The 12,845-nt window shown below is 32.3% G+C and carries 15 protein-coding genes; 13 read left to right on the plus strand and 2 right to left on the minus strand.

Annotation, left to right across the window (positions count from 1 at the left end):
• Nucleotides 1-107: 107 nt before the first annotated feature.
• From JI750_RS02225 to JI750_RS02275, 11 genes are all read left to right on the plus strand, one after another.
• The gene (locus tag JI750_RS02225; RefSeq protein WP_201998673.1) at nt 108-2,426 is read left to right on the plus strand and encodes a patatin-like phospholipase family protein; all 2,319 of its coding nucleotides are present in this window, start codon (nt 108-110) and stop codon (nt 2,424-2,426) included.
• A 228-nt stretch (nt 2,427-2,654) separates the two neighbouring features.
• A complete protein-coding gene (locus JI750_RS02230) occupies nt 2,655-2,993 on the plus strand; it encodes a hypothetical protein (RefSeq protein ID WP_201998675.1) in 339 nt (112 codons plus the stop codon).
• Between the two features lie 29 nt (nt 2,994-3,022).
• Nucleotides 3,023-3,307 carry a hypothetical protein gene (locus JI750_RS02235; protein WP_201998677.1) on the plus strand — a complete coding sequence of 95 codons (285 nt, stop codon included), beginning with the start codon at nt 3,023-3,025 and terminating at the stop codon, nt 3,305-3,307.
• A gap of 10 nt (nt 3,308-3,317) precedes the next feature.
• Entirely contained in the window at nt 3,318-4,400 is a 1,083-nt protein-coding gene (locus JI750_RS02240) for a WG repeat-containing protein (protein WP_201998679.1), read from the plus strand.
• Nucleotides 4,401-4,440: 40 nt separating this feature from the next.
• Nucleotides 4,441-4,773 (plus strand): DMT family transporter, encoded by a 333-nt coding sequence (locus JI750_RS02245; RefSeq protein ID WP_201998680.1) that lies wholly within the window; start codon nt 4,441-4,443, stop codon nt 4,771-4,773.
• An 18-nt stretch (nt 4,774-4,791) separates the two neighbouring features.
• A complete protein-coding gene (locus JI750_RS02250; RefSeq protein WP_201998681.1) occupies nt 4,792-5,253 on the plus strand; it encodes a GNAT family N-acetyltransferase in 462 nt (153 codons plus the stop codon).
• A gap of 268 nt (nt 5,254-5,521) precedes the next feature.
• Nucleotides 5,522-6,364: a bifunctional helix-turn-helix domain-containing protein/methylated-DNA--[protein]-cysteine S-methyltransferase gene (locus tag JI750_RS02255; RefSeq protein WP_201998682.1), complete on the plus strand. Its 843-nt coding sequence runs from the start codon at nt 5,522-5,524 to the stop codon at nt 6,362-6,364.
• A 200-nt stretch (nt 6,365-6,564) separates the two neighbouring features.
• Entirely contained in the window at nt 6,565-7,320 is a 756-nt protein-coding gene (locus JI750_RS02260) for an SDR family oxidoreductase (RefSeq protein ID WP_201998683.1), read from the plus strand.
• On the plus strand, nt 7,317-8,021 hold the full coding sequence (locus JI750_RS02265) for a 2OG-Fe(II) oxygenase (protein ID WP_201998684.1): 705 nt from the start codon (nt 7,317-7,319) through the stop codon (nt 8,019-8,021). Before JI750_RS02260 ends, JI750_RS02265 begins: the two co-directional genes overlap by 4 nt.
• 144 nt (nt 8,022-8,165) lie before the next feature.
• Nucleotides 8,166-8,411, plus strand: coding sequence for an Ada metal-binding domain-containing protein (locus JI750_RS02270; protein WP_201998685.1), 246 nt, complete (start codon nt 8,166-8,168; stop codon nt 8,409-8,411).
• A complete protein-coding gene (locus JI750_RS02275) occupies nt 8,398-9,006 on the plus strand; it encodes an alpha-ketoglutarate-dependent dioxygenase AlkB family protein (RefSeq protein WP_201998686.1) in 609 nt (202 codons plus the stop codon). The genes JI750_RS02270 and JI750_RS02275 overlap by 14 nt, the downstream gene beginning before the upstream one ends.
• A gap of 4 nt (nt 9,007-9,010) precedes the next feature.
• Here the strand turns inward: JI750_RS02275 and JI750_RS02280 are convergent, their stop codons facing one another.
• Nucleotides 9,011-9,331: an MmcQ/YjbR family DNA-binding protein gene (locus JI750_RS02280; RefSeq protein ID WP_201998687.1), complete on the minus strand. Its 321-nt coding sequence runs from the start codon at nt 9,329-9,331 to the stop codon at nt 9,011-9,013.
• A gap of 32 nt (nt 9,332-9,363) precedes the next feature.
• Nucleotides 9,364-10,119, minus strand: coding sequence for an NUDIX hydrolase (locus tag JI750_RS02285; protein ID WP_201998689.1), 756 nt, complete (start codon nt 10,117-10,119; stop codon nt 9,364-9,366).
• A gap of 294 nt (nt 10,120-10,413) precedes the next feature.
• Here JI750_RS02285 and JI750_RS02290 point away from each other — a divergent pair, with 294 nt between their 5' ends.
• Both JI750_RS02290 and JI750_RS02295 read left to right on the plus strand, forming a co-directional pair.
• A complete protein-coding gene (locus JI750_RS02290; protein ID WP_129748489.1) occupies nt 10,414-10,671 on the plus strand; it encodes a hypothetical protein in 258 nt (85 codons plus the stop codon).
• 149 nt (nt 10,672-10,820) lie between these two features.
• Nucleotides 10,821-12,842: a DUF3857 domain-containing protein gene (locus JI750_RS02295; protein ID WP_201998691.1), complete on the plus strand. Its 2,022-nt coding sequence runs from the start codon at nt 10,821-10,823 to the stop codon at nt 12,840-12,842.
• The last annotated feature ends 3 nt before the right edge of the window (nt 12,843-12,845 follow it).

Genomic DNA, 12,845 nt, shown 5'->3' on the forward strand with positions numbered 1-12,845 from the left:
CAGACAAAAAAAGATTTCTTTTCAAAAAATTGTACTTTTATAAATATCTCCTTACTTTTAATAATCAAAATAAGAATCTATTTATCAAATACTTAAATAGTAAAAAATTGAAAAAAACATCCTATTTATTCGTATTCTTGTTTTTACTTAGCCTTCCGCAAATTATTTTTTCTCAGGAAAAAAAACCTAAAGTTGTATTGGTCTTAAGTGGTGGTGGTGCAAAAGGAATTGCGCATATTCCTCTTTTGCAAAAATTAGATTCACTCCACATCGTTCCAGATCTTATTGTTGGAAACAGTATGGGAAGTATTATAGGTGGTTTGTATGCAATGGGATATTCTGGTGACAGTATAGAAAAAATCACCAAAGATATTTATTGGGATAAATTGCTAGGCGGAGGCCAGTCATTACGAGCTGTAAGTGCCGAAGAAAAAAGAGAATTTCAACGATATTTAGTCGGAATAGGTGTTAAAGACGGAAAACTTAACAGTATTGGTTCTCTGTTAAATGATCAAAATCTAAGAGAATACCTTTCTGAATTAACTTTCCCTGTATACAATGTTAAAGATTTTGATAGTTTGCCCATTCCTTTTAGGGCGATGGCTACAGACTTAGTTGAAGGAAAAGAAGTTATTTTAAGCAAAGGAAGTTTATCTTACGCCATGCGTGCCAGCATGTCGCTGCCTGCCATCTTCAAACCAATGCCTTACGGAAAAACAGTTTTAGTAGACGGTGGAGTATTAAATAATTTCCCTACCGATGTTGCCAAACAAATGGGTGCCGATATTATTATTGGAAGTGATGTCGGAGGCGGAATGGAGCCTGTCGATAAGCTAAACAATCTTATGACCATATTAATGCAGACCAGTATGTTTCCGAGTAACATCAAAAATCCTGCAAATCGTGATTTATGTACAATACTGGTCGATCACTTGCCTAATCTGCGCTTCTCTACTGCCGATTTTGCCAATAGCAATGAAATCTACAAAGACGGTAAAATTGCCACAAATCAAAATCTTCCCGCTTTAATTGCTTTATCAGAAAAGTTAAAGGGATTTCAGCAGCGAACTCACAAATTGCCCGATATGCCAAATGAGTTTATATTGGACACAATCGTTTATAAAAAAATAAGCCCCGAAAATATGCCTCTCGTTGTTGGAAGAGCAAATCTTAAAACTCATGTAAAATATACCACCAAAGATTTAATAGCTGGCATTAATAGAGCAATGGGAACCAATCTCTTTGATGAGATTACGTATAGCTATTTCATTAAAGACGAAGATAAACTAGGAATTACATTATTCGGATTTGAACGCGCTAAAAATCAATTAAATACCTCAATCCATTATGATACTTATAGAGGTGTCGGAATAATTTTTAACTACACAGGAAGAAATGTACTTGCAGATGCATCGCGTCTTCTTTTAACGGTAGATATTGCCGAACAGCCAAAAGCAAGAATCAATTATCAGAAAAATTTTGGACAGCATAGAGAATGGTGGTGGATATCTGAAGCTTATGGAGCTTTACTTCGCCAAGAAATCTACATCAATGGTAAAGCATCAGACAATATACTTTACAACACTGTTGAAGTTAACAATGAAGTAAACAGAAACTTAAATTCTCTAAAAAGTTATGTCGGTTTTGGACTAAATTATAGCTACACAAATCTAAAACCAAAATATGACCGAGAATATAATCCCAATTCTCTGAGTATTAATAACTATAGCTTTAACAACATCGAATTCAACTTGCATTATTCTTATAATGACATGGATCGAGTTTTCTTTGCCACCGACGGAACCATTATAAAATCTAACATTGCGAGATCATTTCTTACCGATCTAGACGCCTCATTTTCAGATCCAGACTTAACACGTGTTTCAGGCTCTACAAATGGCTACACCAAATTTGGTTTAACCTATGAAAAGAGATTGCCTATAAAAAAGAAAATTACCGGAATCATAGGATTCGATTCTTATTTCATCTTTCAGGATAAAGTTAAACATGACGATATTCCGTTTTCAGGGTTTGGCTATGCTGCAAAATATTTTATAGGAGGCATTATACCAAGTTCTGGCAGCAATCGATTCTCGTTTGCAGGACTTCATGAGGACGAACTTAATGTTACACAATATATGGGACTCAAACTTGGATCTCAAATAAACTTAATAGGAAAAATTTATCTTACTCCTCATTTCAATCTTGCTTCTGTTGGTTTTGATAATTTCAACGATTATATAAAACATGCCTTCAATCCAAAAGGAAATTGGGATGACAACATCGATACCAGTTTAGTAATATCAGGAGGCGCAGCAATTTCCTATCAGTCCATTTTAGGCCCGATTCATTTTGATACTTCATGGATCAATAATATAGACAAAGTAAGATTATTTTTTAGCGTAGGATTATCACTCAACCCATAAGAGAAATAATTAAATCCAAAATAATTTGGGCGTGCCATAATTTAAGAAAAGGCCTAATATGCTTTGCGCGCATTAGGCCTTTTCTTAAATTATGTCGGGCTATCCGCGCTACTTCGGTAGCCAGCTCCTATCCCTCACGCTCACATAGACTAACAACCAATTAATTTAACAAGACATTTACAGCTTTTATTAGTTTATAAATTTAAATTTGAAGTTCAAATTCATAAAATGACAGCAGAAAAAATCTCTCCAATTGCATTCAAATTAAGTTCCGAACTAATAGAAAACATCAACGCTAAAGATTTCGAAAACTTAAAAACCAACTTCGGAATTAATTCAGCTGTTTTTGAAGAAACCAAAAAAGAATTATTCGACTATTTTGAAACTGAAAATTTACCAAAACTGAAAATTCTTGAAACTCATTTCAGCATTTTCAAATATAATACCACTGAAGGATTTGGTATTGAAGCAAAAATTTTCACTCTCGACAATAAAGAAACCGAATTGACTCTACACACAGAATTCTATAATAACACCTTGAGATTTAAGTTAATTGAAGTAATGTAAATCTGCTTTTTTATTCCAAAACATCAAAAATGATCGAAAAAATTTCCTGTCACATACACGGTTCAAAAGAAATGTCTTTCACTTGCATACATATCGCAACGGCAATAGATTCAAAAAATCAAGTTGGCTTTTACTATTCAGAAGCCGAAGAAGATCTACCGCAAATTGCTTGGTGCGGTTCCTGCGAACAATATCTTTTGGATAATGGCGAAGATTGGACTAATACTTTTGAAACCTTAGCCGATTTTAAAATGTTATGCTCCGATTGTTTTGACGAAGCAAAAAACAACGAAACAGAAGTTCATATCCGATAAATACTTTCCTATGAAAAAGATTCTCATTCTTTTTATATCCTTTCTCTTTAATACTTTGGCATTTTCTCAAGGCAATGACATTTGGACTGCATTTCCTAACAAAGACACCACATTAACTGGATTTAAAGACAAAAACGGAGTAGTAAAAATAGAACCTAAGTTTAACGGTTTTACCATTGCACGCAAATTTGAAAACATAATTGCTGTTACTGAAGAAGAAAACAGTAGATGGAAAAGCTATTATTTAACCAAACAAGGAAAAATTGTTGGGCTAGACAGCTTATATATTTTTGACAATGGCCCCGATTGTGAAAATGAAGGATATATTAGATTTAGAGATCACAAAACAGATAAAATGGGAATCTTTAACAGCGAAGGAAAAATCGTTATTCCAGCCATTTATAGAGACTTGACAAAAGTAAGAAACGGGATGATTATCGTTTTAAAAGATGCAATAAGAACAAAAATTGACGATGAACATTTTACCTGGACTGGCGGAAAAGAGTTTTTAATCGATATCAATAACAAAGTCCTCATCGAAAATTTCTCGTATAATGATGATCTGAATTTTTATTCTTTAGAAAAGTCAAAAGAACCTAGCAAAGACCAAACAAGAGACAGTTTTCTTGGAGTTGACGGACAATATTATTCTTTTATAAATTTCGATAAAGAGTTTAAATATTGGCTAGAAAACATATTGCTAAAAGATTTATCTAAAGCCAATTTAGAGAAACATTCTTTCGATAAAATCACGTATTGGAAAGAACCAGACGGTTGGATCAATGCACCAAAAACGAAATTCATAAATCAAAATTATACTTATTTAAAACTAAAGCTCCAAGAACTTAAAAATTCAAAAACAGATTATTTTGTTTCTTCTGACGGATTAAATCAGTTTATTTTTGAATCCGACGAATACGACATTTATTTCAACAATTGCAATGAATCTAAAGATTGGATTTACCCAACAATGGATGTTGTAATAAATCCGAAAAGGCAAAACGATCGCGGACAAGATCATTTCGAGTTTCTAAGAACCGATTACGGATATAAAATGATAAGCGTTTCTTCTAGAACAGATAATCTTAAATAATTCTTTCCGCTTTAAAATTTAACTTTGTAAAAAAGTAACTATGAAGAATTTTCTATTTTTATTTCTCGCTATAATTTTCGAAATCATTGCAACTTCAGCATTAAAAAAATCTGAAGAATTCACCAAAATGCTTCCAAGTATTATTACCATTATTGGTTATTGTGGTGCATTTTACTGTTTGAGTTTTGCCATTAGAACCATTCCGGTTGGTTTTGCTTATGCAATTTGGTCTGGCGTTGGCATTGTTTTAATCACGATTATAGGTGCCGTTTTCTTCAAAGAAATTCCAGATTTGCCTGCAATTATTGGCTTAGCTTTAATAATAATTGGTGTTATTGTGATTAATGTTTTTTCTAAAACTACTGCTCACTAATTTAAAACTTAAAAGAAAATGACTTTTAGAAATGCTGTTATTTCAGATTTAGAAGAAATGCAAAAATTGTATGTAGAAACCATTCAATCTGTTTGCAAAAACGATTATAATCCTGAACAAATTGAAGCGTGGACTTATGGCGTAAAAAATAAAGAACGTTGGATTGAAGTTATTGAAAAACAATTTGTTTTATTAGCCATTATCGAGAACCAAATTACTGGATTTGGAACCTTAAAAGACAAAAATTACATTGATTTCTTCTACATTCATAAAGATTTTCAAAGACAAGGAATTGCAGATAAAATTCTAAAAGAATTAGAATTAGAAGCTAAGAATCAGCATTCAAAAATTATAACTTCAGATATCAGCATAACAGCAAAACCATTCTTTGAGAGAAAAGGATTTGCTGTAAAAGCTGAACAAAGAAATATTCGTTTGGGCGTTGAATTGATTAACTATAAAATGGAAAAAGAAATATAATGAACAATTTAATCTCGCAAAGGCGCAGAGTCGCTAAGTTATATTTTTAAGTTCACTTACCTTTGTGGGCTTACTTTGATATCCTTCGACTTCGCTTATAAAGACAAGATTGAAAAAAAACTTTGCGACTCTGCGCCTTTGCGAGATTAAAAACTTTGCGAACTTTGCGTAAATCTTAGCGTGCTTTGCTGTTAGAAAAAACTCAGCAAGTTTCGGATTTTATACCTTCCAAAACCAATCGATCTTTGTATTATAAAATGGAAAGAAAATGAACACACAGGAAACCATCAATTATAATCGTATCGCTGAAGCTATAGATTATATCAAAGCTAATTTTAAAGATCAGCCTAATCTGGATGAAGTGGCTGAAAAAGTGCATTTGAGTCCGTTTCACTTTCAGAGACTTTTTAGTGAATGGGCAGGAACAAGTCCGAAGAAGTTTTTACAATATACAAGCATCGAACACGCCAAAAAATTACTCAAAGAAAATCAGGCAACCGTTTCTGAAACGGCTTATGAAACAGGATTATCAGGAACAAGTCGTCTTCATGATTTGTTTGTAAATATCGAAGGGATGACACCTGCCGAATATAAAAACGGAGGAAAAAATCTTGAAATAAATTACAGTTTTGCCGAAAGTCCGTTTGGGAATATTATCGTTGCATCGACTTCAAAAGGTGTTTGTTTTATGGCTTTCGCCGAAGATGAAATAACAGGACTTATTGCATTGAAAGATAAATTTCCGAATGCGTCTTTTACCCAGAAACTAGATTTGGCACAGCAAAATGCACTATTTATTTTCCAAAATGATTGGAGTAAATTATCTGAAATCAAACTGCATTTAAAAGGGACCGATTTTCAACTGAAAGTTTGGGAAGCTTTGCTTAAAATTCCAATGGGACAGCTTTCTACTTATGGTTCGATTGCGCATCAAATTCAAAAACCAAATGCTTCTCGCGCTGTCGGAACCGCAATTGGCAGTAATCCTGTTGCGTTTTTAATTCCGTGCCATCGCGTTATTCAGTCTTCTGGAACCTTTGGTGGTTATATGTGGGGAAATACCCGAAAAACAGCCATTATTGGTTGGGAAGGTGCGCATATAAATCCATAATTTTTTTAGCCACGAATTCACAAATTATTCTTTTTAAAATCTTTGCGATTATTTATTCGAATTAATCCAAATAATATTAAATAAAGTATTTAAAAGAAAATTCGTGAATTCGTGGCAAAAAAACCAAATCTCAAAACCGCAAGTTTCGGATTTTTTACCCTTTCCTATTTTAGAAACTTTGCATTCTAAAATCATACGAAATGGAAAAACTAAAAAACAAAACTGCTTTTATTACAGGCGGAACCAACGGAATGGGTTTTGCAACTGCTCAGGAATTTATTAATAATGGAGCAAAAGTAATTATAACGGGACGTAGTGAAAATACAGTAAATAAAGCCGTACAAGAATTAGGAAAAAATGCAATCGGAATTGTTTCGAACGCAGGACAGTTATCAGACATTTTCGAACTTCAAAATCAGATAAAAAAGTATACTGACAGTATAGATATCCTATTTGTAAATGCCGGATATGGAAAATTCAATTCTATTGAAAACGTTACGATTAAAGAGTTTGATGAGGTTTTTGATATGTTGGTTAAAGGAACTTTTTTTACCGTACAGCAGGTTTTGCCATTAATGCCAGAAGGAAGTTCGATTATTTTAAATACTACTTTTTTAACCGATATTGGCCAGTCCAATATGTCAATTTATACAGCTGCAAAAGCTGCGGTTCAATCTTTTATCAAAACTTTTGCGGCAGAATGCACTTCAAAAAAAATACGTGTAAACGGAATCAGTCCGGGTTATATTGCCACAAATATTTTTAATAATACGGGTATGAATCAGGAAAACATCAAAAATACAATTGACGCCGTTACGCCTACTCTTCCGTTTAAACGTTTTGGAGAACCTTCAGAAATTGCCAAAACAGCACTCTTTCTAGCCTCAGATGATGCTTCTTATATTCACGGAATTGAATTAAGAGTTGACGGCGGTTTATCAAAAACAAAACCATGAAAACAAAAATAGAATCTCTAAATTGGGAAAACATCACAGAATCTATGCACGAAAATGGATTTGCCGTTCTACAAAATATTCTGAGTAATGATGAATGTGAATCATTAAAAGCCAATTATTCGAATCCCAATTTATACCGAAAAACGGTTGTAATGGAACGCTACCGATTTGGCTTAGGCGAATACAAATATTTCAATTATCCGCTTCCAGATTTAATTCAGAACATTCGATCTGCAATCTATCCGAAATTAGCGCCAATTGCAAATGCTTGGATGAAAGTCTTAAATATCGATACAGTATTTCCAATCAAACATGAAGATTTGCTAAAACAATGCCATGACAATAATCAACTGAAAGCTACAGTTTTAATTTTAAAATATGGCAAAAGCGGTTTTAATACACTTCATCAGGATTTATATGGCGATGTTTATTTCCCTATTCAAATTGTGCTTTTTTTAAATGAACCAGATGAAGATTTTACTGGCGGCGAATTTGTTTTGACACAACAAACGCCAAGAGCACAATCTAAAGCGATTGTCTTAAAACCTAAAAAAGGAGATATTCTAGTTTTTACAACCAATTTCAGACCTGTAAAAGGTACGAAAGGCTATTATCGTGTGAATATGAAACATGGTGTAAGCGAAGTACATTCGGGTGAAAGATATACACTGGGAATTATTTTTCATGATGCGCTTTCGTGAATATTTTTTTTTCGCCACGAATTCACGAATTATTATTTTAAATTCTTTGCGATTATTTATTCGAATTAATTCGAATAGTTTCTGATAAAATATGTAAAAGAATAATTCGTGAATTCGTGGCGAAAAAACAAAACACAAAACAGTATGTTTGAGCATAACAAAATAACCGATTCAGATCTTCGAAATAAAATTAAAAAAGGCGAAATTTGTTTCGGTGGCAATCAAAAATTAAAAATCTACGGAACGCTTAAATGTTCTTCGGGGAAAAGAATGAAACGGGAGAATCGTGTCTTTTTTTCTTCTGAAAAAGATGCCAAACAAAATGGTTTCAGACCTTGCGGTCATTGCATGAAATCAGATTATCAAAAATGGAAAAATGGACTTATTTAATCCGCAAATAGACGAAACTACAAATCTGCTTCCTAAAGATGGAACGGTGAATTATTACGGAAAATTATTTTCGAGAACAGACGCCGATTTCTATCGTGATATTTTACTAAATACAATCGAATGGAAAAATGACGAAGCCATCATATTCGGAAAATTAATTTTAACCAAACGAAAAGTGGCTTGGTATGGCGATCAGGAATATGAATATACTTATTCGAATACCACCAAAAAAGCTTTGCCTTGGACGCCAGAACTTTTGAAGCTAAAAAAAATAATTGAAGAAAAAACAGGAGAAACTTTCAATTCTTGTCTGCTGAATTTATATCATACAGGAGAAGAAGGAATGGCTTGGCACAGCGATGCTGAAAAAGATTTGAAGAAAAATGGCACAATTGGATCTGTAAGTTTTGGAGCCGAACGCAAATTTGCTTTCAAGCATAAAGAATCTAAAAAAACGGTTTCTATGATTCTGGAACATGGAAGTTTATTGGTTATGAAAGATGAAACACAAACACATTGGTTACATCGTCTTCCTCCAACAAAAAGCACTCAAAAACCCAGAGTCAATTTGACTTTTAGAACGATTGTGAGATAAAATGTTACTTCTTTTTTGTGGCAACATTTTCGTACGAACGTATTAAAGCATCTTCAAACATTTCAGGTCTTACTCTTGAAAGCTCGACAATTGTCCAGCCTTGTTTTCCCCATTTGTTTGGAACTTCATAGAAAATCTTTTCGCTTGACGCACAAAAAACGGATTGATCAATTTCGTTTAATTTTAAAACGGCGTGATTATTTTTTTCATCGAAGGTGGCAAAAATCTTCTTTTTAATTCGGAAAGAAGTTTTCTCAAAATGAGGTTCTTCTGTTGCATCTGGAAATGACATTGCTAACTTTCTAAATTCTTCAATTGAAACCATAATATCATTTTTTAAAGATTAAAATTTAGATTTTACCAGCCTTGATTCAGTCCGTTTTTAAGAACCTCATCATATTTTTCTTTATCAAAAGAATATAAGTTTGGAGCTTTGTGCGCTCCGTTGCTTTTCTTTTCATCAAGCTTGGTAAGGATTCCTATATTGGTAATTTTGCGTAAAAAGTTTCTTCGATCTAGCTTTTTATCCAAAATCGTTTCGTATAATTTCTGTAATTCTGGAATGGTAAATTTCTCTGGCAATAAATTGTAACCAACTGGCATTAAATTCAATTCGATTCTTAAAGTATCTAATGCTTTATCCAGAATTTCACGATGGTCCAAAATAAGCTCGGGAACTTCTTTATGATCAATCCATTCTACAATTTCATGTCGTCCTGTCGGGTTAGGAAGAATTTTCGAAAAATCGACCAAAGCATAATATCCAATTGTAACAAAACGGCGCATAAGCCATTTTCCTTTTGCCTCTTCAATTTTAAGGTATTCTAGTGTTTTTTTATCAAAATGCTGCTTGTTACGATCTACTTTTCCAAAGGTTGCAAATTGTCTTAAAAAAACACCATCAACACCAGTTCTACTATTCAATACCGTGATTGCAGCAGTATCTATATCCTGATCAACAGGAATAAATCCGCCGGGTAAAGACCACTTATTGGCACGTTCTACTTTAATCAATAAAACTTTTAACTGATTATCGTGAAAACCAAAAATAACACAGTCTATAGAAAGTCCTGGTTGGTAATTTTCGTTATTATCTATAATGTCTTTTAACATCAGGTTTGTATAAATTCTTTCCTTTAACTCTGCAATTTACTTCATTTTTATAAAACTAAAATATTTTCCAAAAACAAAGGATTGATTTTCACCAAAACAGAAGTGTTGAAACTACAATTTTAACGAAAATTTAAAATCAAATTTAAAATCAAATTTAAAAAAAATAAGTACATTGCGTCATAATAACACATTAATGATTTTAATTGTTAAAATCTGAATCAAAAACAAAGAAAAATAATACAAACAGCTACTATTTATCTTCAAGTGAGTGTAGAAATTTAAATGTAGAAAGTTATGAATGCCAATCCTTTAAAAAATTTTAATCAAAAGATTAGAAGTAAAATTCTCAATTCTTTTGGGTTTGTTTCTAAAACCTATCTTTTGGAAGCTTCATTGAAATATAGTGAAGAACAGGAAAGAATTTTCAACGAGATGATTGTTGAAACTGATGCAAAAAACAAGAAAGCAAAACAAGAAGCATTTGACAAAGCTTTGTATGCTTCTTATAAAGGAATTGGTGCTATGGATTTTGTAAATACTGTTATAAAATAACCTTGTCCCTGTTTATAGTTTATAATGTGGCCTCACTTTTAGTGAGGCTTTTTTTATTATAAATTTTACAATAAAATGAAAGAAAATGGTCATTTATTAATTATTTTAGCCGTTTTAAAAGTAAGAATATACCCCTATAGAAAAAGTACATGGAAAACATCATTGAATCAGAAAGCTACAAAATTCAAAAACCAGAAAACTGGGCACCTACAATTAACGAGGATCAACTTATTGATTATATAAAAGAATCCGATTTCTCCAACAAACAAGTTGAAGAAGGGCGTGATTTCTGTTACTTCTTAGATAAAATTTACTACACAAGCGATACTGAAAACAGCGAATATGCTTGCGTTGCTTATACGCTTAACGAACCTTCAAACCTTGAAAGCGCTTCGGTAAGAGATGTTGTTATAGAAGAAAATGAAACTTATGTTATACACCGAATCAGTGTTTTGAGAGACGGTGTTTTGATTGATAAAATTCCTGATACTAAAATTAAAGTTTTAGATAGCGAAAATCAAAGTGAAGGCGGTATTTTGAGCAGCAATAAAAAAGTAAATATTACCATTAAAGATTTACGCCTTTATGATGTTTTGATTACTGAAGATTCACGTACAAAGGTTTTTACAGATCGCGATTTTATGCGAAAAGAATTTCTTAAATATGTGTATGTAACACCAAGCACTTATTGGGCTTATGGCAAATACAAATTTTCTTTTATTAATGACAGAAAAGAAGCTATTAAATACAAAAAAACTTTCTTTAGAGATAAAGAGGGGAATGTTATAGAACCCGAAATCAGTTACCTGAAAAAAGGAGAGCGTTTTGTTATCGAAAAAGAAAATTACATTAATTCGTTTGACGTTAATAGAGAAATTGCTCCTTTTATTGATTTTGCTACAGACCGTAATTGGATTGATTTATCTAATTATATTTCTCCGCTTTACGAAGAAATATACAGCAAATCTTCTTTAACAGAATTTGCTCCAAAACTGGTAGAAAAGTTGGATGCAATTGCAGATCAAGACGAAAAATTACAGTTTGCAATTGATTATGTGCAGAATCACGTTTACTATATTTATAATGCTGATGAAATGAATGGCCACAAACCGCAAGAACCATCAGTAACTTATGAAAATAAACAAGGAGATTGTAAAGCAAAGTCGGTTTTACTAAAAGTAGTTTTAGATTATATTAATGTTGATGCTTCTGTAGTTTTGGTTAATTTCAATTCAGATCATTACATTAAATATTACCTTCCGTCGCTATTGACTTTTAATCACGTTATTGTAAAAATCAATTACAAAGGCGAAACTTATTTTGTTGATGCAACTTCGAGAGATGAATTTGGATTAGTTGAAAATCGTGGCTACATCTATTTTATGCATTATCTTGAAGTTAAACCGAATCAGGAATTGCAGATTAAAGAGTCTTATAAATTTCCTTACTATGGCATAAATGAAAAAGTAGATTTTAGTGCTCAAAATAATTTGGGTCAGCTAAAATTGGTTACGACTTATAAAGGAAATCGTGCCAATTATATGCGTAAATATTTCAAAAATACTAACAAAAGAGAAATCATTGACAGCTGGAATAACTTCTTGTTCTATGCTTTAAATTATTCTAGCGATAGAAACGGAACTGATATTAGAACTATTTTTAAAGATGCGTCGATTGAAATTGTAAGTGATGATAAAAAGCTGAACGAGTTTACAATTCAGTATAACACTTCGATCGAAAATCCATATTTTACAGATCCTGAAAAGAATCGTTTTTTAATGTATTTTGATCGAAATGTGGTTAAAAACTCAGCGCGCGACTTTATGCATAGCGATCTTTCTTTCTGGCATAATTTTGATAATGAGAAATACGAGATCAATTTAACGACAGATCAGAAAATAGATACTCAGGAAAAATACACTGTTCAAGAAAGTACTATTGCTAACCCATATTTTGATTATACAAGCCGTAAAAAAGTAACTAAAAATGGCGCTTCTATAATTGTCGATTTTAAACCACTGATCAATCTAGAAATTCCAAGTGAAGATTTTGAAGATTTTAGAAATGCGCATCATGAAGTTGCTGACAGTAATTTCGGAATTGGAATTGATATTATTGAAGAAGGCTTATTGAATATGCTGAAATATAGTTTTAAGAAACGACTTAAATAACTT

The sequence above is a fragment of the Flavobacterium tagetis genome, from assembly GCF_016735615.1.
Taxonomy (GTDB): domain Bacteria; phylum Bacteroidota; class Bacteroidia; order Flavobacteriales; family Flavobacteriaceae; genus Flavobacterium; species Flavobacterium tagetis.